This window comes from Microcystis aeruginosa FD4 (assembly GCF_009792235.1).
Taxonomy (GTDB): domain Bacteria; phylum Cyanobacteriota; class Cyanobacteriia; order Cyanobacteriales; family Microcystaceae; genus Microcystis; species Microcystis viridis.
The window spans coordinates 2,059,509-2,081,936 of the sequence record NZ_CP046973.1 but is presented as its reverse complement, the minus strand read 5'-3'; the positions used below and the strand labels follow the sequence as shown (position 1 = coordinate 2,081,936).

Annotated in this window: 17 protein-coding genes; 7 read left to right on the top strand and 10 right to left on the bottom strand. The window is 44.7% G+C overall.

What is annotated here, in order from left to right; all coding sequences use genetic code 11:
• Window positions 1-28: 28 nt before the first annotated feature.
• The 3 genes from GQR42_RS10620 to GQR42_RS10610 form a co-directional block, all read right to left on the bottom strand.
• On the bottom strand, window positions 29-1,216 hold the full coding sequence (locus GQR42_RS10620; RefSeq protein WP_158199955.1) for an RNA-guided endonuclease InsQ/TnpB family protein: 1,188 nt from the start codon (window positions 1,214-1,216) through the stop codon (window positions 29-31).
• Window positions 1,138-1,416: a hypothetical protein gene (locus tag GQR42_RS29945; RefSeq protein WP_371731317.1), complete on the bottom strand. Its 279-nt coding sequence runs from the start codon at window positions 1,414-1,416 to the stop codon at window positions 1,138-1,140. The genes GQR42_RS10620 and GQR42_RS29945 overlap by 79 nt, the downstream gene beginning before the upstream one ends.
• A gap of 870 nt (window positions 1,417-2,286) precedes the next feature.
• Window positions 2,287-2,691, bottom strand: coding sequence for a DUF1622 domain-containing protein (locus GQR42_RS10610; protein ID WP_158199954.1), 405 nt, complete (start codon window positions 2,689-2,691; stop codon window positions 2,287-2,289).
• Window positions 2,692-3,080: 389 nt separating this feature from the next.
• On the opposite strand from GQR42_RS10610, the gene GQR42_RS10605 reads away from it, so the two are divergent.
• Window positions 3,081-3,398, top strand: a complete 318-nt coding sequence (locus GQR42_RS10605; RefSeq protein WP_158199953.1) for a DUF3067 family protein — start codon at window positions 3,081-3,083, stop codon at window positions 3,396-3,398.
• A 194-nt stretch (window positions 3,399-3,592) separates the two neighbouring features.
• Here GQR42_RS10605 and GQR42_RS10600 read toward each other — a convergent pair whose 3' ends face one another.
• From GQR42_RS10600 to GQR42_RS10590, 3 genes are all read right to left on the bottom strand, one after another.
• On the bottom strand, window positions 3,593-4,216 hold the full coding sequence (locus tag GQR42_RS10600) for a transposase (protein WP_158199952.1): 624 nt from the start codon (window positions 4,214-4,216) through the stop codon (window positions 3,593-3,595).
• A gap of 1,537 nt (window positions 4,217-5,753) precedes the next feature.
• A complete protein-coding gene (locus tag GQR42_RS10595) occupies window positions 5,754-8,648 on the bottom strand; it encodes an SUMF1/EgtB/PvdO family nonheme iron enzyme (protein ID WP_158199951.1) in 2,895 nt (964 codons plus the stop codon).
• Between the two features lie 18 nt (window positions 8,649-8,666).
• Window positions 8,667-9,497, bottom strand: a complete 831-nt coding sequence (locus GQR42_RS10590) for a hypothetical protein (protein WP_158199950.1) — start codon at window positions 9,495-9,497, stop codon at window positions 8,667-8,669.
• 688 nt (window positions 9,498-10,185) lie between these two features.
• On the opposite strand from GQR42_RS10590, the gene GQR42_RS10585 reads away from it, so the two are divergent.
• The 4 genes from GQR42_RS10585 (at window position 10,186) to GQR42_RS10570 (ending at window position 17,591) form a co-directional block, all read left to right on the top strand.
• The gene (locus GQR42_RS10585) at window positions 10,186-11,646 is read left to right on the top strand and encodes an efflux RND transporter periplasmic adaptor subunit (protein ID WP_158199949.1); all 1,461 of its coding nucleotides are present in this window, start codon (window positions 10,186-10,188) and stop codon (window positions 11,644-11,646) included.
• A 195-nt stretch (window positions 11,647-11,841) separates the two neighbouring features.
• Complete coding sequence (locus GQR42_RS10580; protein WP_158199948.1) at window positions 11,842-14,907, top strand: efflux RND transporter permease subunit; 3,066 nt, start codon at window positions 11,842-11,844, stop codon at window positions 14,905-14,907.
• A 206-nt stretch (window positions 14,908-15,113) separates the two neighbouring features.
• Window positions 15,114-16,106: an aldo/keto reductase gene (locus GQR42_RS10575; RefSeq protein WP_158199947.1), complete on the top strand. Its 993-nt coding sequence runs from the start codon at window positions 15,114-15,116 to the stop codon at window positions 16,104-16,106.
• A gap of 348 nt (window positions 16,107-16,454) precedes the next feature.
• On the top strand, window positions 16,455-17,591 hold the full coding sequence (locus GQR42_RS10570; protein ID WP_158199946.1) for a hypothetical protein: 1,137 nt from the start codon (window positions 16,455-16,457) through the stop codon (window positions 17,589-17,591).
• 166 nt (window positions 17,592-17,757) lie between these two features.
• On the opposite strand, the gene GQR42_RS10565 is transcribed toward GQR42_RS10570, so the two are convergent.
• Window positions 17,758-18,945 carry an RNA-guided endonuclease InsQ/TnpB family protein gene (locus GQR42_RS10565; RefSeq protein WP_158199945.1) on the bottom strand — a complete coding sequence of 396 codons (1,188 nt, stop codon included), beginning with the start codon at window positions 18,943-18,945 and terminating at the stop codon, window positions 17,758-17,760.
• Between the two features lie 90 nt (window positions 18,946-19,035).
• On the opposite strand from GQR42_RS10565, the gene GQR42_RS10560 reads away from it, so the two are divergent.
• Complete coding sequence (locus GQR42_RS10560; protein ID WP_158199944.1) at window positions 19,036-19,263, top strand: hypothetical protein; 228 nt, start codon at window positions 19,036-19,038, stop codon at window positions 19,261-19,263.
• 37 nt (window positions 19,264-19,300) lie between these two features.
• Here GQR42_RS10560 and GQR42_RS10555 read toward each other — a convergent pair whose 3' ends face one another.
• The 3 genes from GQR42_RS10555 to GQR42_RS10545 are packed head-to-tail and all read right to left on the bottom strand — an operon-like array spanning window position 19,301 to window position 21,692.
• Window positions 19,301-20,149, bottom strand: coding sequence for a hypothetical protein (locus GQR42_RS10555; protein WP_158199943.1), 849 nt, complete (start codon window positions 20,147-20,149; stop codon window positions 19,301-19,303).
• An 8-nt stretch (window positions 20,150-20,157) separates the two neighbouring features.
• Window positions 20,158-20,919 carry a helix-turn-helix domain-containing protein gene (locus GQR42_RS10550; RefSeq protein ID WP_158199942.1) on the bottom strand — a complete coding sequence of 254 codons (762 nt, stop codon included), beginning with the start codon at window positions 20,917-20,919 and terminating at the stop codon, window positions 20,158-20,160.
• A 26-nt stretch (window positions 20,920-20,945) separates the two neighbouring features.
• Window positions 20,946-21,692: a pseudouridine synthase gene (locus GQR42_RS10545; protein ID WP_158199941.1), complete on the bottom strand. Its 747-nt coding sequence runs from the start codon at window positions 21,690-21,692 to the stop codon at window positions 20,946-20,948.
• A 481-nt stretch (window positions 21,693-22,173) separates the two neighbouring features.
• On the opposite strand from GQR42_RS10545, the gene GQR42_RS10540 reads away from it, so the two are divergent.
• Window positions 22,174-22,425, top strand: a complete 252-nt coding sequence (locus GQR42_RS10540) for a hypothetical protein (RefSeq protein WP_158199940.1) — start codon at window positions 22,174-22,176, stop codon at window positions 22,423-22,425.
• Window positions 22,426-22,428 lie beyond the last annotated feature (3 nt).

The following is a 22,428-nucleotide window of genomic DNA, read 5'->3' as shown; positions in this document are numbered from 1 at the left end:
GCCGTAAACGGACGGTGATTCCCAAACCTCACGATTTAGGTTTCTGCTTCTTTCCCTTGCGGGGTTCCGCACCTGCCTTAACAGATTTACTCTGTTCTGGTCTTATGGTCGCTCTACAGACTGACACCGCAAGTCCTGCGGCCAAAATATTTTTACTGGCGTTAATATCTCGGTCATGGTGTGTCCCACAGTCTGGACAGTCCCACTCTCGAATATTTAACGGCATCTTTTCGACAATATGCCCGCAATTACTACACCGCTTAGAACTAGGAAACCATCTATCTATTTCGAGGTAATTTTTCCCGTACCAACGGCATTTATAGGCTAATTGTCGAGTTATTTCTCCCCAACTAACGTCAGATATTGCCTGAGATAATTTCGAGTTTTTGACCAGATTCTTGACGGCTAAATTCTCAACCACAATCGTTTGGTTTTCACGAACTAATTGAGTGGTTAGCTTGTGTAAATGGTCTTTTCTGCTATCGGTGATTTGAGCGTGAATTCTGGCTACTTTGATTCTTGCCTTTTCTCGATTTTTTGACCCTTTCTGTTTTCTAGAAAGATTTTTGGGGTCCTTTCGCAGTCTCTGATAATGCTTTTTAAAATGCTTGGGATTAGATACTTTGTCACCATCGCTGGTAATTACTAGGCTACTAATTCCTAAGTCAATTCCAATGGCTTTATCTGTTACTGGTAATGGCTTAATCGTTGGGTCATCAAATCTTATTGAGATATGCCAACGTCCAGAAGGATGTAATCTGACTGTTACTGTACTTGGTTCACAGCTTTCTGGGATTTGTCGCGACCAGCGAATCGCTAAGGGTTCTGTGCATTTGGCTAAATAGATTTGTTTGTCTTTAAATTTAAAGGCTGACTTAGTAAATTCGGCACTTCCTCCTTGATGTTTTTTCTTAAAGTTAGGATACTTAGTACGACCAGCAAAGAAATTAGTGAAAGCTGTTTGTAGGTGTCTTAAACCTTGTTGTAAAGGTACACAACTAACTTCGTTTAAAAAGTCTAATTCTTCTTGTTTTTTCCAATCGGTCAACATTGAAGACGTTTCAGCATATCCTACTCTTTCTTGTCTTTCGTACCATGCTTGTGTTCTGAGATGGAGAGCTTTGTTGTAAACCAATCTTACACAGCCCAAGGTGCGCCGCAATAGCGACTCTTGTTCTGGTGTGGGGTAAAATCGAAACGAATAGGCTTTTTCCATGTCTCACATTTTAGCATATATTTGGTAAATGCGCTAGTATTTAACAGTAAAGCCGTCGTAGAACGACGGGGTTTCAGACCCAAAATTTTCGATGAAGCAGTAACTCCAGTAATCAGGGCGGCTTGGGCGTTTTGTGTCACCCCAAATATTAACCCTAAAGTGGCAGTTGATAAAACAAGGGGCCTAATAGCGAGTTTCATCGAGAAATCTTCTCCAATAATTAGCAGAAGCTAGTTTATTTTTTTTTGCCCATTTCTGCTACTTTTGATACAGTTTTTCCCCTTTTTTAGGGTAAGAAAGTCAGGTTTATTCTCTCAATATCAGAAAAAAAAAGAGCCTCTCTTGGCCCTTGGCTGAAAAATGTTCACAATGTCACATTATGGGCGCAAGCAGTTCGATAAACTCACTGACCACGTTGCGCCCCTAAATTGCACCTGCTGTGATTGCTAGGGGCGTTTGGTAGAGACGTATAGCCTACGCCCTTTCTTCGCTCAGATTTGCTCATCGAAAATTTTGGGTGGGAAACCCCGCCGTTCTAGGTTGGCTTTACGTTAGAATTAAAAAGACCGTCTCGAAAACCAAGTGGGCGGACAGCACCTTGAAAACTCGGCTTAGGGGGTTCCGTTCAGAAAAGCTTGTCCTGGTAAAAAGTCGCGCGCAACAAGTACAAGAAGCGTTTAGTCAGAACCGTACCGTGGGACACAAGGAATCGGGCTTCTGAAAGGTCGCGAAAGTCTGTGGACTTTGTGTAAGACAGTACATGGTTTTTTAACCGTGGTATGCAACGGTGGTTGAAGCAGAAACTTAAATCGTGAGGTTTAGGAATCGCCGCACTTTTAGGGCGGCGAGGATGTCAACACCTTAACTGTTGATCAACTAAGCTGTACTGGATTTAAACTGCGTCTTGGATATTCTAGTACAAATGCTCGAACTACCTTCTCCCTTCTCCCTTCTCCCTTCTCCCTGCTACCTGCTCCGCAGCTCCCTTGCAGTCTTAACAGGTAATTTAGATAGTCAACAGCTGATCAGGGGTTAGTGTCAGGTGATTGTCAACTCACCTTTTTTTGGCATTAAAAATCCCTGAGATTGTCCCTGGCTGCTAGTTGCGATCGCTCTTGTTCCAGGGACAATTCCGTTTCCAATTCTTTGCTGAGGAAATAGTTGAGGAAAGTTCGGATAATAGCGATGAGGGCGAGTTTTGCCAAGGCTTCTATAGTAGGTGTGACGGTGGTAGCCACGATGTCTCCACCTAACTGAAACTCTAGGGCTAAAGATAGCCAAGTACCAAAACGAATGCGAATTTGATTGAAAGAAAAAGAGGGAAGACTACGACGGTGACGATTAGACTGCCAAGCTAATTGTAGGGTTTTAATTAATCCGATCACCACACAAGCGATCGAAAGACTTTCTAGGCAAAACTTGATGATTGCCACAGCGGAGATCAAGCCTGTTTCTAAAGTTGCTAAAAATTCCATTTCTTCAGTGTTAACAATTTGTTTGAGAGAGAATTCATCACCTTTTGGTTCTAATTCTTTAGGTATAATAATAACCTGTTGTGTGGCTTACGTTTTGAGTTTTGATATTTTTATAATTTTTTTGCATTAGCTTGAGATTACTAAAATTTTCTGTTGTTCTTCAAGAGAAAATGCGCCATTTTTTGAGTAATATTTGTTCGTCGTTCATTTTTAAGTGAAGATTTGAGAGTTGAGAATTGTCGCATATCGCCGTCTATCGGCCCTATCCTTAGTGAGGAGGGCGGGGGATCGGGGATGCCCAGGGGAGCGAACTCCTGTAGTCAGACTGTAGAGAATTGGTATAAGATAAAATTAAGGGGTTGACTGACATCTGAGAAGCGATACCAACCATGACAGGTGTGGACTTACAGCAATTATTACTAGAAAAATGGGGTCGTTCCTACGATATCCGGCTGCGACGCATCAAAGATAAAGTTCATGTGCAGGTGATGTGGAAATATCTTGAACAAGCTTCTTTTCCTCTCTCCGAGTCTGAATATCTGGAACATCTCAATGCGATCGCTAATTATCTCCACGAATGGGGTGGTGTTAGTCAATTTCAAGCTTTTATTCGCGAAACCCGCGAGCGTCCCCGTCTCGGTAAAGCGGTTAGTCTGCCCCTAGATCTAGGTGAAAGAGCCTCGGAATGGCTAATCAGTGATCAGTGATCAGTGGGAGTGTTAAGTGATACCAAATCCGTTTTGAATTTTTTGATTAATTCCATATTGGTTGTGGGCTAATAATTGGTTGTGGGCTAATAATTGGTTGTGGGCTAATAATTGGTTGTGGGCTAATAATTGGCTGTGGGCTAATAATTGGTTGTGGGCGCACGCGATGCGCCCCTACTGTTTTATGTTCTCGCTTAAAACAACAAATCTAAATATAATTCTTGTGATTGTCGATCGATTGGCAGATAATCTCGATCATTTGGCCAGTTTCTGGGATTGTTAATAATATATTCTCGAACAACTGCTAGATACTTTTCATCTCGAAGAATTGATTCATAATAATTGCGTTGCCAGATAGGAGTATCTCTGTTCTGTCGAAGCAAATTAATTCGTTTAGTAACCGCCGATTTAAACCCCGCAATACATGACGATAAAGAATTCGGTTTCTGCTGTGGGGGCGCATCGTGGTCAGTGAGTTGATCGAACTGCGTGCGCCTAAATCTAGAGGCTGATTGCCCGTTGCCCAAACTCTGATTGTCGCCAGAATAATCATTAATTATAACAATTCCATGGAAATGATTGGGCATAATAACCCATTCAGCCAATTGAAAATTAGGTCGAATTTTGCAGGTTTTTAGCCATTCATCAGCAACAATTTTTCCTAATTGATTAAGGTACATTTGACCATTTTTGATTTCTCCAAACCAAGGTCGTTTTTGGTAGGTACAAATAGTCACAAAATATGCTCCTGGTTGGGAATAATCATAATTTCTGAGGCGAATAGAACGACGATGATGTTTTTCAGGATCAAAGGTCATATATATTCCCGCAATACTCACAAAACCTCTTATCAATTCCCATCATAAGCGATCGCAATTCACACCGACGTATTTTTTCTGAAACCCCCCAAAAACCACCCCCAAACCCGTAGGGGCGCATCGCGTGCGCCCAAATCCCCCCAAATCCCCACAAATGCCCCAAAAAACCCAAACCCCCAAAAACCACCCCAAAACCCGTAGGGGCGCACCGCGTGCGCCCAAATCCCCCCAAATACCCCAAAAAACCCAAACCCCCAAAAACCACCCCCAAACCCGTAGGGGCGCACCGCGTGCGCCCAAATCCCCACAAATACCCCAAAAAACCCAACCCCCCCCAAAAACCACCCCCAAACCCGTAGGGGCGCATCGCGTGCGCCCAAATCCCCCCAAATCCCCCCAAATACCCCAAAAAACCCAAACCCCCAAAAACCACCCCCAAACCCGTAGGGGCGCATCGCGTGCGCCCAAATCCCCCCAAATCCCCCAAAAAACCCAAACCCCCCAAAAACCACCCCCAAACCCGTAGGGGCGCATCGCGTGCGCCCAAATCCCCCACAAATACCCCAAAAAACCCAAACCCCCAAAAACCGCCCCCAAACCCGTAGGGGCGCATCGCGTGCGCCCAAATCCCCCCAAATCCCCCAAAAAACCCAAACCCCCCAAAAACCACCCCCAAACCCGTAGGGGCGCATCGCGTGCGCCCAAATCCCCCCAAAAACCCCAAAAAACCCAAACCCCCAAAAACCGCCCCCAAACCCGTAGGGGCGCATCGCGTGCGCCCAAATCCCCCCAAAAACCCCAAAAAACCCAAACCCCCCAAAAACCACCCCCAAACCCGTAGGGGCGCATCGCGTGCGCCCAAATCCCCCCAAATCCCCACAAATACCCCAAAAAACCCAAACCCCCAAAAACCACCCCAAAACCCGTAGGGGCGCATCGCGTGCGCCCAAATCCCCCCAAATCCCCCCAAATACCCCAAAAAACCCAAACCCCCAAAAACCACCCCCAAACCCGTAGGGGCGCATCGCGTGCGCCCAAATCCCCCCAAATCCCCACAAATACCCCAAAAAACCCAAACCCCCAAAAACCACCCCAAAACCCGTAGGGGCGCATCGCGTGCGCCCAAATCCCCCCAAATACCCCCAAATACCCAAACCCCCAAAAACCACCCCAAAACCCGTAGGGGCGCATCGCGTGCGCCCAAATCCCCCCAAATACCCCCAAAAAACCCAAACCCCCCAAAAACCACCCCCAAACCCGTAGGGGCGCATCGCGTGCGCCCAAATCCCCCCAAATACCCCAAAAAAACCCAAATCCCCAAAAACCACCCCCAAACCCGATAATTGCTGGCGGGCGAACGCAGTTCGCCCCTACAAAATCGATAATTGCCGGCGGGACAATTATTGCCGGTGGGACGATTATTGCCGGCGGGCGAACGCAGTTCGCCCCTACAAAATCGACCCGCCTAAGGGCGGGAAAGAAAAGAAAAGAGAAAAAATAGGGAATGAGGGTAAAAAGGGAAAAAAGAGAAAAAGGGTTACAGAGTCCTCCCAGCACCGCACACCACCCGAAAACCGTTGTAGTAGTTGTAGTCGCGGCGGCTTCCGCTGACGCGGTAAGCGGAACGGCAGCTATTCGGAATGGAGTACCAAGAACCGCCCCGCCGAGGAGAACGATTATCATCCCCATTTTCTATCCAGACACTGCCATCTGTCGGCGCACCGTCATAATTATCGTGCCAAGTATCGGCACACCATTCCCAAACGTTCCCGTGCATATCGTACAGCCCGAAAGCATTGGGGGGAAACTTGCCAACAGGGGTGGTTTCTTGACGATAAATACCTTTAGGGCCCTGAGCATAAATAGAATTGCCGTCGTAGTTGGCTAAATCGGGGGTGATGGTTTCCCCGAAATAGAAGGGAGTGGTGGTTCCCCCACGACAGGCATATTCCCACTGCGCTTCCGAGGGGAGGCGATAGTCTCGTCCCGTCGCTTTCGAGAGTCGCTGACAGAATTCCACCGCATCGTACCAAGAGACTTTTTCAACAGGGCGATTATTGCCAGAGACGTTAGAAGGATTTAAGCTGAGGTCACGTTCAATTTTTGGCAGGGAGGCCACTGCTTTCCACTGGGCCTGAGTGATAGGATATTTGCCCATAAAGAAGGCAGAAACAGTCACTAGATGTTGGGGACGTTCGTCATCACTTCCTTGTCCATCGGGTGAACCCATCTTGAATTGTCCTGGTGGAATAGCGACCATTTCCAGGGTGATACCATTGCCTAAGTTTTCTGTAAAATACTGCGCTTGTTTCTTTTCTCGTTTGACTTCTTTCCCTCGACTATCGACGGTGACAGTTTGAAAATCAAAAGATGGAAGATTGTCGGAGAATTCTTGTTGAGGTTCTTCTAATTCCAGTTTACTTAGTGCCTCAGAAAATTCTGGTTTTAGCCGCAATGTCTGTTGATATTCAGCTAAAGCTTGTTGGACTTTTCCTAATTTTTGATAAGCCTTACCTAGCTCAAAATGGACTTCTGCCCAATCGGGCTTAATTTGCAGAGAGCGAGTAAAATATTTGGCTGCTTCTGAATAATTTTGCAATTGACTATAGGTCAATCCGCAATAATAGAAAACCTCTGCTTGTGGGGACTCTGATTCACTTAATTGACTGAACTCGAAAATGGCTTTTTGATACTCTCGGTTTTGATAATAATTTAGCCCTCGATTATAGCAAGCTAAACTAACATTCAGTTGTCGTTTTTCTCCTAGATTCAACAAACATTGATTGAGTCGATCAATGTAAGCTTGATCATCAATAGTAACCCATTGATTTAAGACTTCCATCGGCTCAAGTCCTTGAAAGTCTATTTGACGCAGATCTAGCCAAGCTTTAATCGATTCATCGATCTGTTTTCTAGCAACAAATTGATTAGAAAAATGACTTAAACTTTCCGCTAAATCTAGTTTTAGTTCAGATATCCATGCCGACTCACTTGCCTCCAGAGCTTGATACATTGCTTCGTAGGAAGCAACAACCATCTCTATTAATTCTGTCTGCTGTTCTTCAGGAATATCTTTAATTAAATCAGGCAACAATTGCGGTAAAAAAGGTGATTTTCGATAGCGATTGGGAACGTGCAGTAAGAAAAATTCATCAATGAACATTCCAGCAAATAGACAATGGCAAATAGCAATAAATTGAATTAGTGCTTGGTAATCTTTTTCATTGACCCAATAAGGACGTTCTATTTCACTAGGATCACAGTCATATTTTAGACATTCCTGTTCTGCTTCCAGAACACTTAAATTTCTTCTTAATCCCTCCACAACCTTATTGCCAAAAAATTGATCGAACTGCTCAGAATTTTTCCCTGAATCCTGATAAGCTTGTCGTTTTTCTGCCCAATCTAGAGTCCGAACTTTAACAAAATCAAAAAGTGTTTCTAGCCACGATAAAGAGATAGCTTTCTGATAGCGATACTTAGACCAATTTAATCCCCAAAAAGCAATATTGATAAATAAATTATTGCCCTCGATTAAATCTTCGAGAATTAAAGTCGGTTCGGTTTTCAGTCCTCGAAAAATAGCTTTAGCAGCAGATTCACTATGAAAAGCTTTACTTGTCCAAGCACCGGGTAAAAATTCGATGGTTCTTCCTTGATTAGTGTATTTTTGGAAAAATTCCCTCAAGTAATCAGCTAAAGCGTGTTCAGCATCAGGAAACCCACGACCTCCAGACGATTGAGAAGGATTATCTTGCCTGATTTTTGGCGGTGAAAATAGCACTAATAAGCGCATTTCATCAGGGTTGAGATTAATTAAATCTTCTGTGACAAAAATCAAAGGCGAATTCTTTTCTCGCTTTTGTTCTTTGATCACCTCTAGGGAAGTTTGGCGATCAAAAATTCTTAATTCTCTTGCCAATTCTGCATCTAATTGTTTGAGATGGAGTTGCAATTCTTTTTGTTGATCTAAAGCCCATTTTTGCAATTGTCCTCGCAAAATTTCTAGTTTTTCAGCGTGTTCTCGGTTGAGTTTTCCCTGTTGCGCTTGAAATTCTTGACTTAATTGAGTTAGTTTGAGTTGCAGTTCTCGATTAAGAATTCCCTGTTCTGCTTGTGCATTCTGATTCAACTTCGCTAATTCTAATTGTAGTTGTCGGTTTAACTCTCCTTGCTCCATTTGCAAATCTAAATTAGCCTTTGCTTGCAGCGCCTGGGAAACTATCTGCATCCGCTGTAATTCCTGCTGTGCTTTATCCCGTTCCTGTTGAGCTTCAATATTTCTCTCGGTATTAATGCGCTGAGTATCTGCCAAGATTTGGCTGGAATAAACTTGGGGTTTAAACAAATAGTTGAAGCTGTTTTTTGCTTTATCCCAAATCGAACGCCAAAACCCCGTTTTTTCGGGTAAGGCTGGTAAATTCAAAGACATATTTTTACTCTCCAAAAACTAACTTTTTAAAGTAGTTTTAAACGGCCAAGCTTCCGCTGGTTTATCGGTAATTAAAACCTCCCCAGTCAACTGCTCATTTGCTTGTTCAATTTGCCAACAAGACCAAAACTTTTCCTCATAGGGAAAATTAGAATCAATCCCCCGATAACCAATAACGTCACCATCGAGATTTCGGCTAACATCGGTTAAAGTAATCGCGTGCCAAGATTGGGAATCGGGATAGGAAATCGGGTCTAAATTGTGGGCATCCCCGACAAAAACCACGGGACGATTCTCATCTAAAGCATTAGCCAATTCCTGATGGTCAAAATTTGCCCAATGGGAGGGGATATCATAAGAACTCAAAATTTCTTGGTAATCCTCAGGATTTAATGCACCTTCTCGGCCGGGATAGTCTATTTGCAGTTGGTCTGAGAAATGATTCGTAATCTCGGGATGGAAACACTGGACAATATTTTCAATGGTTTCGTAACCACAGGTTGGACCCGTTTGTAAATCTGCCAACAAATGCACATTTCCTAACCCCGTAAACCCTAATTCTTGATGGGGAATATCATTAATTAAAGCTTCTGGCGATTCATAATGGAAATCTTGATGGCAGTGGGATACATCTTGCCAAGACTCATCAGGTTGATAGTTGAAAGAATCCACCATCATCTCATTTTGCCAATTCCAACCCCCTTGAGTCGGCATTTCCTGCCAACCGCTTTCGGTTTCCGGCAGATTCACCTCCGTAAAATCTGGGGAAACTAACTCCAAAGCTTCACTATCTAAAGGGTTAAGCGAATAGTCTTCTGGTGCAAAGCCTTGGCTATAGAGGTCATTCATGGTTGCCTCCGCTTCTTGACTGGGGCTATTTTTTAACCTAGAGAATCGGCATCACTAAGTATTTATACTTCGATGATACTCCCAACCCATGAAAGTCTAGTCTGGACGTTGATAAAAGTTAACTTAGGGACTGGCGTGGGAATAATATCCCAGCTTTGAAAATCGCTCTGTAGAAGAATCAGACCAGTCAGATGGCACAGGATCAAAGCGCAAGTCCCTTATTGGAAGGTGGCTCTCGAAGGCTCTCGCCCTACTTAGGGTGATCAGCAAACCCCCTCCGCGCAGAGGGCGCAGGTTCCAGGCGCCCCGACAGTAACGGATTTTGTCCACAATGTAGGGGCGAACTGCGTTCGCCCAAAAGGTACATTATCAAAGCGCAAGTTCCTTAACGCTTGGGATTCCCCACTTTTCTGATGGGCAACAATAAACCTCTGGCATAATTAATTTTTGGGGATTCAAAAACGCCAAAAATCAGTATTAACTGGCATAAAACTTCTAAATAAACCATTTAATTTCTGATTACTTATCCTTAATTCTCCTGCCTACTGAATTCTCACCAAACACAACAATTTTGGATTTTTAGAGCAAGTCCACTTTCTCAGTTTCCCCACCTGCGACCTTTTTCCGTTAGATTATAAATGGATACAAAACTTAACATTTTATCCAGAATCTACCGAGAGGGCAGACCGTGCGGCCAGATACCCTAGAAAATAACCAGCATTCAGCCGATAATTCGCTAGTTCCCGAAGAAATCGCATTTAATCCCGAAATTGAGCCAGAGGAACCCGAATACTCGCCAAAACCGACAAAAACCAACTCTTGGCTATCGGGAGGAAGGGGTTTATTTATCGGTGTGGGATTGGGGGTTTTATTGACCCTAGGGGCGACTCGTTTCGCTAATCGACCCCAAACAGCCCAAAACCCCAATACTCAGCCTGTAGCGGCAAAAAATGAAGCACCAGCACAAACAGTAACCACCACTAGGGTAGAATTTACTCCCGTGGACCGCACCCTGAAAGCGACTGGAAGCGTGGCAGCCTATGAATTAATCCCGATTCTTTCCCAAGCGACGGGACTACAAATCCAAGAAATCTTTGTCGATGAGGGTGATATCGTTAGTCAAGGTCAAATTCTCGCTCGTCTCGATGATACCGTCCTACAAGCGCAATTAACCCAAGCACAGGCAAATGTCGCCCAATCCCAGGCGCGTTTGGCAGAATTGCAAGCAGGTAGCCGTAAAGAGGAGATCGCTAGAGCTAAACAAACTATTCAACGCATAAAAGCCGAAATTAGTCAAGCTCAATCGGATTGGGATTTGGCTAAAAAACGCGTCCAGAGAAACCAAAGTTTAGAAGCGGAAGGAGCGATCGCCCGGGATCGTCTCGATGAAGTCCTCAACGAAGAAAGAAACCAAGCGGCGATCGTAGAACAGACCCAATCCCGTTTAGGAGAAGCAGAGCAGCAACTAGCGCAATTGCAAGCGGGCAATCGTCCCGAAGTGATTGCCCAAGCTACAGCCCAATTAGCGGAGGCTCAAAGCCGTTTAGCCATTGTTAAAGCCCAATTAAACGAGACTCGCCTGATTTCTCCGGTCAGTGGCAAAATTGCTGAAAGAAATGGCCGCATCGGGGATACTACCAACGGTCAAAATGCTCTCTTTAAAATCATCGAAAATGGGCGTTTAGAGCTAAGATTACGGGTTCCTGAGAATCAATTGCCTTTAATCCGCGTCGGAGCGCCTGTTACTATCACTTCCGATGCTAATACCAGTTTAAAATTATCGGGACAGGTGCGCGAAATTAATCCCATCGTCGATGAGACATCCCGTCAAGCAACGGTTAAAGTCGATTTAACCGACAAGACGGGATTAAAACCGGGGATGTTTTTACGAGGTGCGATCGTGACGAATACTAGCAATAGTTTAACTGTCCCCATGACCGCGGTTTTACCCCAAAAAGATAATCAAGCTCTAGTTTATTTAGTGGGACCTGATAACACAGTTACCGCCAAAACTGTGCAATTAGGTCAAATTATGTCGAATAATCGCGTGGAAATTCTCACTGGTTTACAAGCGGGCGATCGCATTGTGGTCAAAGGGGCAGCCTATCTCGGTGATGGCGACAAAATTACAGCAATCAGTGATCAGTAATCAGTGATCAGTAAACAGTAAACAGTGATCAGTGAAAAGACAGTAGCAAACTGCCATTTGATCAGGCTCACTTAATACATACTGCTCACTCAAAACTTAAAACTTAAAACTCAAATCTGATAACTGATAACCGGTAACTGGTAACTGATAACTTACCCACTGATAACTGATAACTGATAACTGATAACTGAAATTATGGCTTTTAATATTTCTAATTGGTCGATCAAAAATCCCATTCCGACGATCCTGATCTCCCTGGTTATGGCCTTAATGGGATACATTGCCTTTCTAGGATTAGGGATCGATCGCTCTCCTAATATTGACATTCCGGCCGTGATTATCACCGTTAATCAACCCGGCGCCGGTCCAGAGGAATTGGAAACCCAAGTCACCAAAAAAGTCGAGGATGCGGTGGCTGCTTTGGGTAATATCGATCAAATTACTTCCACCATTAACGAAGGCAGCAGCACCACCACCGTTAACTTTATCCTTGGCACTAACAGCGATCGCGCTACCAATGATGTGCGAAATGCCATAGCGCAAATTCGACAGGATTTACCCCAGGATGCTAATGATCCAATTGTCCAACGTTTAGAATTTGCCGGGGGTGCGGTGATGAACTATACCATCTCCTCCCCGAAAAGATCGATCGCCGAATTAAGTGATCTAGTTGATCGCCAAATTGGCCGCGCTTTAACGGGAGTGCCGGGAGTAGCGCGAGTCAATCGGATTGGGGGAGTCGATCGAGAAGTGCGTGTAGATTTAGATCCCGGTCGTCTGATCGCCTACGGTATCACGGCTACGGCGGTTAATGACCAAATTCGTAGTTTTAATATTAATTTACCCGGAGGGCGCTCGGAAATCGCTGGTAGCGAACAAACTGTCCGCACCCTCGGCAGCGCTCAAACCATTGAAGATTTAAGAAATTATCAAATCTCTTTACCTAACGGTGATACCGTCCCCTTAAGCAATTTAGGGACAGTTAGCGATAGTTCCAGTGATCCTCGACAAATGGCCCTCTTAGATGGGCAGCCAGTGGTGGGTTTTTCGATTTTACGGGGGACTGGCAGCACTCTGGTGACGGTAGAAACAGCAGTGCGTCAAGAAATCGAGAATTTAAAGAAAAAACTGCCCGAAGATCTTAAATTTCAATTAATTTTTACCCGTGCTGACTCAATTCGTGCTAGTTACGAAAGCCTTCTTAGTGATCTCCTGATTGGTTGTCTGATGACGGTGATCACGGTGGGTCTATTTTTAGGCAATTGGCGCGCCACGATTATCACGGGTTTGGCCCTGCCTTTGTCGATTTTCCCGACTTTTTGGGTGATGCAGTCCCTAAATTATACCCTTAACGGCATGACCCTGCTGGCCTTAGCTTTAGCTTTGGGTAATCTTGTCGATGACGCGGTGTGTATGGTGGAGGACATCGATCAACATTTAGCTATGGGTAAAAAACCCCTGCAAGCGGCCTTTGATGCCTCAAAAGAGATTGGATTAGCCGTTTTAGCCAGTGCAGCGGCAATTATGGCGGTATTCCTGCCGGTTGCTTTTATGGGTGGTGTGCCGGGGCAATTCTTTCAACCTTTCGGCGTTACGGTGGCGGTTTCTACCCTATTTTCCAGTTTGATCGCTGTCACCGTCACCCCGATGTTAAGTGCCTATATTCTACAGCCGAAAAAGATCAAAACTGGTGATAATCATCCCTCCTCGCGCCCCCGTTTTCGTCCCTACAAAAGTTTGTTAACTTGGGCTTTACGTCATCGAATCCTGACTTTATTAGCGGCTTTGGTCTTTTTTATCGGTAGTTTACAGTTAGTTCCTTTGATTCCAAAAGGGTTATTTAGTTCCGGGGATACTGGATTAAGTACGATCAGTCTAGAATTACCTCCCGGTGCGACTTTGAATGATACTGTTGCCGTGGCTAATCAGGTGAATAGTTTACTGCAAAAAAATCCCGCCGTCGCTAATGTTTTGGCTATTCCGGGAGATTCGGGACGGGTAAATACGGGCTTAATATATGTTAATTTAGTTGCTAAGGAACAGCGATCGCTAACTCAACGGCAATTTGAGGAACAAACCCGCCGGGATTTCCAGAAGATACCAGGGGCTAGAGTGACTTTTCGGGCGCAGGGGGGAGCAGGAAGCACTAAAGATGTGGCTATAGTCCTTAAAAGTGAAAATGGCAATATTTTAACCCAAACTGCCCAAAAATTAGAGCGACAAATGCGGGCATTACCCGGTTTTGTCGAGGTCAGTTCCGGGGTAAGTTTAGTTAAACCGGAGATCATTATTCAACCAGATCCCGTCCGGGCCGCCGATCAGGGAGTCTCGGTCAGAGCGATCGCCCGTACTGCATCCTTAGCTTTAATCGGCGATAATGAGTTTAATTTAGCTAAATTTAACCTTGCTGACCGACAAATTCCCATCCGGGTGAAAATTGCCAATGATGGACGCAGTGAGATAGAAACTCTGCAAAATTTGCGCGTTCCTAGCAGTAATGGGACGTTAGTACCGCTTAACTCGGTGGCGACAATTAGCTTAGGTAGTGGACCTGCGGAAATTCAACGCTTTAACCGTCAACGTCAGGTTAATATTGGAGCTAATTTAGAGGGAGTTTCTTTGGGAAGTGCGGTGACACAAATTCGCGCTTTACCAATCATGAAAAACTTACCCCCAGAGGTGACAGAAGAACCCTTTGGTGATGCTCGTATTATGCGGGATATCTTCGCTCGTTTTTTGGGGGCGTTAAGTTTAGCAATTATTTCTATCTATGGGATTCTGGTCTTATTGTATAACAATTTTCTCTATCCCTTAGCGATTTTAACTTCCCTTCCTTTATCGATTGGTGGGACTTTAATTGCTCTTTTAATTACCCAAAAAGAGTTAGGTTTATACGCTTTAATTGGCATAGTTTTACTGATGGGATTAGTCACCAAAAATGCGATTCTGTTAGTAGATTTTGCCTTGAGTGGTCTTCAGGAAGGGAAACCGCAATTTAAGGCAGTGATTGATTCGGGAGTCTCTCGTTTACGACCAATTATTATGACCTCCGTTTCCACAATTGCCGGGATGTTACCGATTGCTTTAGCTTTAGGTGCAGATGGGGAAATTCGCGCACCGATGGCAATTGCCGTTATTGGTGGTTTTACCACTTCCACCCTATTAACTTTGGTGGTTGTGCCGGTAATCTTTACTTATATCGATAGTTTTTACTATTGGTTGCGGGGATTATTTGTTAAACAAAAACCCAAGTCGATTTAGTACAGAAAACGGGTTTCTCGGAGAAACCCGTTTTCTACTCGGAGAAACCCGTTTTCTACTCGGAGAAACCCGTTTTCTACTCGGAGAAACCCGTTTTCTACTCATGCAAAAGTCAAAAAGGGGAATAAATAATCAGTCTTTAATAACCAGATTTAGTATAAAATATCTTGCTGAAAGCTTGAGAAAAAACCCAGAGAAACTGACCCATGAATCCCTTGACAGTCACACATCAAACTCTATCCCTTCCCCCCATGGGCTGCGGTACTTGGGCCTGGGGAAATCGTCTTCTCTGGGGTTACGATGAGAGCATGGATAGCCAGTTACAAGCGGTTTTTAATCTCTGCGTCGAGCGGGGTGTCACCCTATTTGATACGGGAGACTCCTACGGCACAGGCAAACTCAACGGACAGAGTGAGAAGCTATTAGGACGCTTTACAGGCGAATATAGCGGTTATAACGCTGATCATATCCAGATTGCCACCAAACTCGCCCCTTATCCTTGGCGTTTAACCCGTCATGCCATGGTGAAAGCTTGTCAAGCTTCGGCAACCAGATTGGGTCGCCCGGTGGATTTAGTGCAAATGCACTGGTCAACGGGCAATTATGCGCCATGGCAGGAGGGAAGATTATTAGACGGATTGGGGGATTGTCTGGAAAAAGGGTTAGTTAAAGGAGTGGGTTTATCCAATTTTGGACCGCAAAGATTGCAGTCTGCCTATCAAAAGTTTGCCAGTCGCAGCATTCCTATTACCAGTTTACAGGTACAGTATTCTCTCCTTTCTACCTATCCTCTCACTGACTTGGGATTAAAGGAACTATGTGATCAATTGGGTATTAAAATTATTGCCTACAGTCCCTTAGCTTTGGGGTTATTAACGGGGAAATATCGAGATAATAAAAACTTACCCCCAGGATTACGTCGCTTCCTTTTTGCTCAATTAATTCCCGCTATTTCGCCTCTGATAAGTTGCCTAGAAGTTATCGCCCAAGCTAAAAATAAAACTATTAGTCAAGTTGCTTTAAATTGGTGTATCTGTAAGGGAACAATTCCTATCCCTGGAGCTAAAAATGTTCGGCAAGCTGAGGATAATTTAGGTGCTTTAGGATGGAGTTTAGACAGTGGGGAAATAGCAGAATTAGATAAAATTGCCGCAGGTTTAGATAAAAAAATGGTACAAAATATCTTTCAAACTAAGTAGGGTTTGCTGAAAAAGTCTTGGAGTAGGAACAGGCAACAATTTTCGCATTTCATCGGACTCTGCCTATGAAATGCAGAGGAAAAACTTCCTATATAACCATTGAGATAACTGCTATAATTGAGTTCGCTCGAACAAGAAGAGATAATAAAGATCTAAAAAGTTTTACAAATAAATATTTCAAAATCTTGGTTACAGGGGTCAATGTTTAGGAGTTATAGATAGCCTATAGCTAGGGTTTGTTCCAGTTAAGAGAAATAAATTCTTGAGAGGTCAAGTGGTTATGATCGGTTCTCTTACTCTGGTAATAATAACCCCAGTAAAAAACTTGTGAACAAGGCGGTTTTAACAATGAATCAACCTTATGAAATGCCCGATGAGCGGGAGGGTTCTGGTATGGAATCGTCAACGAATAAAGATGTGATCGAATTTGATCCCAATGCGCCTTTGGGAAGCGAAAATCAAGCCTTAGAAGTAATGGAAGCCTCCGAGTCGATCGATACGATCGGTATCACTCAAGATTGGTTTTCAGCCCAAGAAGAATTAGAACAGCGCCTCGGTGGCAGTGAAACCTTTACCGCCTCCCTATCCGAGTCGATTGCGGACTATGACACCGGAGGGGAACGCATTCTCGGCACTGGCATCGGTTTTCGTAGCGTCGGTGGACTGCTTACCCCCGATGTGACTCTGAAAGTCTACGTCAGCGAAAAAGTGGCTGGGACAATTGCCGCTAGTGCTTTTGCCGCCGTACCCACCTCGATCGGGGGTATGCCTGTAGAAATCGAAGAAGTGGGCGAGATCGTCACCCAGTTATATAATCGTCGTTATGCGCGCCCAGTTCGTTGTGGTGTCTCCATCGGTCATCCGCAAGTAACCGCGGGGACTCTTGGTTGTCTAGTGGTGCTACGCAATAATAAGCTGTGCCTGTTGAGTAATAACCACGTCATCGCCAATTCCAACAACGCCCGTATCGGCGATCCGATTATCCAGCCCGGACGGGTTGATGGTGGGGTTGTCCCTGGCGATCGAATCGCCCTCTTGGAAAATTTTGTCCGGGTCAACTGTCCAGGCCCTAACTTGGTAGATGCGGCCGTTGCTTGGACAGCTTTTAGTTTTGTCGATCCGCGTCATGTCAACTACACCCTCAATCCTACACCGATCGCCGCCCGCCTAGGTATGACGGTGAAGAAAAATGGTCGGACAACCCAAGCAACTATCGGCACGATTACCGATATTAACGTCAATATCTCCGTCGGGGGCTACTCCTGCGGTGCCGCCCAATTCCGCAATCAGATCGGCATCCGTGGCATCGGCGGCAATCCTTTTAGTCGCGGTGGGGACTCTGGTTCACTGATCGTGACGGCAAACAGCAATCAACCCGTCGCCCTCCTCTTTGCAGGACGAACAGACAACAGTATCACCTTTGCTAACCCGATCGAAGCCGTGATCTCGCAACTTTCCATTCAGAGATTTGTCAACAGTCGCTAATTCACCCTCAAGTTTTCCTCTGGCCAATCTCCGCACCTGATCGCCGAATCCTAGAGGCGATCGGGTATTGTTTCAGCTAAAATTTATTTGTCGCCGACCATCGATTTAATAGGGGTAACACCATTGACATCCTCACCGCCGTAAAACGGACGGCGATTCCCAAACCTCACGATTTGGGTTTCTGCTTCTGTCCCGAAGGATTTTTCGCACCTGCCTTAACAGATTTACTCTGTTCTGGTCTTATGGTCGCTCTACAGACTGACACCGCAAGCCCTGCGGCCAAAATATTTTTACTAGCGTTAATATCTCGGTCATGGTGCGTCCCACAGTCTGGACAGTCCCACTCTCGAATATTTAACGGCATCTTCTCAGCAATATACCCACAATTACTACACCGCTTAGAACTAGGAAACCATCTATCTACTTCGAGGTAATTTCTCCCATACCAACGGCATTTATAGGCTAATTGTCGAGTGATTTCTCCCCAACTAACGTCAGATATTGCCTGAGATAATTTCGGGTTTTTGACCAGATTCTTGATGGCTAAATTCTCAACCACAATCGTTTGGTTTTCACGAACTAATTGAGTGGTTAGCTTGTGTAAATGGTCTTTTCTACTATCAGTAATTTGGGCGTGAATTTTGGCTACTTTGATTCTCGCTTTTTCCCGATTTTTTGACCCTTTCTGTTTTCTAGAAAGGCTTTTCGATGCTCTTCGCAGTCTCTGATAATGCTTTTTAAAATGCTTAGGATTAGACACTTTGTCACCATCGCTGGTAATTACTAGGCTACTAATTCCTAAGTCAATTCCGATGGCTTTATCGGTTGGGGGTAAGGGTTTAATTGTTGGGTCATCAAATCTTATTGAGATATGCCAACGTCCTGAGGAATGTAATCTGACTGTTACTGTGCTTGGTTCACAGCTTTCTGGTATTTGTCTTGACCATCGAATAGGTAAAGGTTCTGTGCATTTGGCTAAATAGATTTGTCTGTCTTTAAATTTAAAAGCTGACTTAGTAAATTCGGCACTTCCTCCCTGATGTTTTTTCTTAAAGTTAGGATACTTAGTACGACCAGCAAAGAAGTTAGTGAAAGCTGTTTGTAGGTGTCTTAACCCTTGTTGTAAAGGTACACAACTAACTTCGTTTAAAAAGTCTAATTCTTCTTGCTTTTTCCAATCGGTTAGCATTGAAGAAGTTTGAGCGTAGCCTACTCTTTCTTGCTTTTCGTACCAAGCTTGTGTTCTGAGATGGAGAGCTTTATTGTAAACTAATCTTACACAGCCCAAAGTGCGCCGCAATAGCGACTCTTGTTCTGGTGTGGGGTAAAATCGAAACGAATAGGCTTTTTCCATGCCTCACATTTTAGCATATATTTCGTAAATGTGTTAATATTTAACAGTAAAGCCGTCGTAGAACGACGGGGTTTCAGACCCAAATTTTCGATGAAAAATTATACTCAGGAACAGTTGTTGGCTTTGCGTGACAGCCAAGAAGCTTGGTTGATGGCTCAACCCGGTGTAACTGGCACTGGAATCGGTCTAGATGCCAGAGGGCAGCTGGTGTTACGCATCTTCACCAAAGGCATTTCCGCCACCACACGCCAGTCTATTGCCGGGCAACTCCCCCATGTTCCCCTCGACTGGGAAGAAGGAGATGTGATCGCTCATTAAAGCCAGCGATCGCCTGTAGTCCAAATAGCAGCGATCTTCAGCTGTCTTGAGAGACCAATTTTAAGCTGGGACGGGGTTGGATTGTTCCCCCGTAAGCGATGGCAGTATGAGGAGATAGGACAAGATGAGGAGATATGCCCAAAGAAATTCGATAGATTTCCTCGGCTTTATCCATTAATTGCTGTTTAACTGGCTCTTTCGGCAAATTTTGCCGCCAAGCTAGGGGAATCCCCTCGATGCCGTTGTACAATCCCGCCCAAATTCCCGCTAAAGTGCTGGTTAATTGCCGTTGATAGGGACTAGAATTAGCACGACGCACGCTAATGGCGAAATCCTCGCTCGTTTGCAGAAAGGTATAGAGAGAAGCTGCGATCGCAATTCCTAAAGGTGAGATTTCTTTCGCCCAAGCCGATAAAATGGACTCGAAGGGATGATTTTGCCCTAAAGCTAACTGAATCTGCTCTAATAGCTTATTCTTGGGGTTAATAGTTAGTAATTGCCCGATTAACTGATTTAAAGGCTTTTTCCCCTCTAATAACAGACCTACCGCCTCTCCCCAAATTATCGCTTCTTGTCGGGTTAAATCGGAAATTAAGCCCTTTTTCAGCCAAAAATCTAATCTAGCTTGCCAACGTTCCCCATGGTCAGGCCAGGTTAAAATCTCCGGCAACAGCACAAATAATAACGCCGATTCCGACTGCTGCCTAGATGCGATCGCAATGGGCAAATCTTCCTGAGATTGCAGAGCTTGCAAAAGCAGGGTCGTCCTTGGTGTAGCCTCATAGTTAAAGGCTGGTATTAGGGGTTGATTATGCAAGGATTCCCCAATATATGCCCCGATTAACCCTCCCTGAAGGCGATCGAGGGGTGAAAAAACCTTTTGCATAAATTAGCTCAATTTGCCCGGTAGGTGACTTCCTCGACTTTGCCCGGTTGCCCCAGTTGTTTAGCATTGGCATTATTAACAGCAACGTAAACCCCGCCGGCATTACCCGCTCTCACGGTTAATTCTCGGTTTGCTTGCCAAGTGCGATGGCTTCCCTGGGGCAGCACACCCTCAAATTCTGTCTTGCCATCCACCACCACCCGCAGCCAGCAGTCATCTTCCAGTTTTACCTCCACCACCAGCTGCTGATTATTGCTGGTTTTGTTGGCTACCGGTTGAAGGGGATTGCTTTTCGGTTGGACAATTTGCTGTTGTGGCAAGGAAGGCGGCGGTAAGCGATTCGATTGCAGTACCGATTTTTGCAGGACGTGGGATAGGGTTTGTACGGAACCAATAACTAAGATTAAATAAAGAAAATAGAGATGAATCGGGCGAATTTGAAGACGCGGCAGCGATAAAGACGGTTTTGTTCCCCTAAAAAAGTTATTTACCTTGGTGGGAAAACGTCGGCTAATCGTCTCACCATCCAAGGCGAGACTATCGGCAAATTGCTTGATTAACCAACGAATATAAATCGGCTCGGGCAATGCTTCCAAATCCCCCGCTTCCAACGCTTCTAGGCGATGGCGCGGGATTAAGGTTTTCTGGGCAATTTCCTCGAGGGAAAGGGACTGTTCTAGGCGATTTTTTTGCAAATAAACGCCGATTTCCAGTAATTTGGTTCGCTGTTTATGCTGGGGATCGAGTTGTGATTGGAGAAGGCGAAACATATCGCTATTAGGGGCTGACTTTCAGCTTAGTTAATCTGGCTTGTTAAATATTTCAGTTCATCAAGGGTTAAAAAACGGTAATGACCCAAGGGTAAGGGGGAATTATTACCAGAGTTTAGTTGAATACGACCGATGGCACTGCGATGAAGTTTCAGGACGTGATAACCTAATTCTTCGGCTACACAGCGAATCTGCCGATTTCTTCCCTCCACTAAAATAACTTCTAGTAGGGTTTTTTGGTCGGTTTGCTTGAGTATCTCAACCTGTGCGGGTAAGGTTTTTTTTCCCTCTAAGAGGATACCTTCTCGCCAACGCTGGAGCGCAAGTCTATCAATCGCACCATCTAGCCAAACCCGATAGGTTTTGGGCAAATGATAACGGGGATGGGTGAGGGTGAGGGTGAGTTGACCGTCGTTGGTGAGGAGTAAAGCCCCAGTGGTGTTAATGTCCAACCTTCCTACGGGATGTAACCCTGTCTCGCTGGCGAGGGAGTCGGGCAAAAGGTCAATTACCGTCGGCCGGTTTTGCGGATCCTTACAGGTAGAAACCACACCAATGGGTTTGTTGACCAGTATATACAATCTTTGGGGACGATTGGCCGGTTCAATTTTTTTTCCGTCTATCTCTAGGTGATCTTTTTCGGGGTCGGCTTTTTCTCCTAACTGCACGATTTTGCCATTCCGTCTCACTCGTCCGGCCACGATCATCTCCTCCGCCCTTCTTCGGGAGGCAATTCCCCACTGGGCAAGGATTTTCTGGACTCTCTCCGCCATTTTTTTTTAGTTTTTAACCCTTTCTCTCTCCTATTATAGGCATCCTAAAAGGGTTTTTTCGCCCAAAAAGTGAAGAAAAACCGAATATCTCCGGCTGCCTCTTTGATTTTTTTTTCTGAAAACTTCTCAAAAAAAAGGAGTGATCCCTTGACTTGGGCGGCGGCTTCGGTTATACTTTTCTTATAATGGGAATCTGTCTGTCTTTTCTAGAGTGCCACCACTCCATTATATATAAAGTCTTATAAAAATATTATTGCAAAAAGCCGTGAAAAAAGCAAGCAAAATTTTGCCGACAATTGTTAAAAAAGTCGGGCTAATTTTCCTTACACGGGTTATTTCTCGGTTATCCAAGCGGTAAACTTTGATTGGGGATGAATTGGGGACGTAAGCGACGGAGTTTGCGTCTCTTTGTTATAATCAAAGGCTAGGCTATGATAACTCTTCATAAACACCGATAATTTTGGTCAAAGATGTAAAAAAAATGAATATTCAACTCGTGGAATCTCTAGTTAATGCAATTAAATCCTTGTCCCTAGAAGAACAGGAATTGTTAGGAAAAAAACTCAAAGATCACCCCTCTTGGGAAATTGCATTAGAACGAATTGACGCAACTCGAAAAGCCATTTATGAACGTCGTCAGGGAAACCCATTTGAAACCGATGTTACTGAAATTATTCATCAAATGAGAGAAGAAAGAGATCGGCAATTGATGGAAGAAATTGTGAGTGAATAGAGA

Coding starts and splice junctions, on each gene's coding strand:
- GQR42_RS10555 (WP_158199943.1), bottom strand. CDS start 20,149: ATGCAAAAGGTTTTTTCACCCCTCGATCGCCTTCAGGGAGGGTTAATC.
- GQR42_RS10590 (WP_158199950.1), bottom strand. CDS start 9,497: ATGAATGACCTCTATAGCCAAGGCTTTGCACCAGAAGACTATTCGCTT.
- GQR42_RS10560 (WP_158199944.1), top strand. CDS start 19,036: ATGAAAAATTATACTCAGGAACAGTTGTTGGCTTTGCGTGACAGCCAA.
- GQR42_RS10565 (WP_158199945.1), bottom strand. CDS start 18,945: ATGGAAAAAGCCTATTCGTTTCGATTTTACCCCACACCAGAACAAGAG.
- GQR42_RS10550 (WP_158199942.1), bottom strand. CDS start 20,919: ATGTTTCGCCTTCTCCAATCACAACTCGATCCCCAGCATAAACAGCGA.
- GQR42_RS10545 (WP_158199941.1), bottom strand. CDS start 21,692: ATGGCGGAGAGAGTCCAGAAAATCCTTGCCCAGTGGGGAATTGCCTCC.
- GQR42_RS10610 (WP_158199954.1), bottom strand. CDS start 2,691: ATGGAATTTTTAGCAACTTTAGAAACAGGCTTGATCTCCGCTGTGGCA.
- GQR42_RS10605 (WP_158199953.1), top strand. CDS start 3,081: ATGACAGGTGTGGACTTACAGCAATTATTACTAGAAAAATGGGGTCGT.
- GQR42_RS10620 (WP_158199955.1), bottom strand. CDS start 1,216: ATGGAAAAAGCCTATTCGTTTCGATTTTACCCCACACCAGAACAAGAG.
- GQR42_RS10540 (WP_158199940.1), top strand. CDS start 22,174: ATGAATATTCAACTCGTGGAATCTCTAGTTAATGCAATTAAATCCTTG.
- GQR42_RS29945 (WP_371731317.1), bottom strand. CDS start 1,416: ATGAAACTCGCTATTAGGCCCCTTGTTTTATCAACTGCCACTTTAGGG.
- GQR42_RS10595 (WP_158199951.1), bottom strand. CDS start 8,648: ATGTCTTTGAATTTACCAGCCTTACCCGAAAAAACGGGGTTTTGGCGT.
- GQR42_RS10600 (WP_158199952.1), bottom strand. CDS start 4,216: ATGACCTTTGATCCTGAAAAACATCATCGTCGTTCTATTCGCCTCAGA.
- GQR42_RS10570 (WP_158199946.1), top strand. CDS start 16,455: ATGAATCAACCTTATGAAATGCCCGATGAGCGGGAGGGTTCTGGTATG.
- GQR42_RS10575 (WP_158199947.1), top strand. CDS start 15,114: ATGAATCCCTTGACAGTCACACATCAAACTCTATCCCTTCCCCCCATG.
- GQR42_RS10580 (WP_158199948.1), top strand. CDS start 11,842: ATGGCTTTTAATATTTCTAATTGGTCGATCAAAAATCCCATTCCGACG.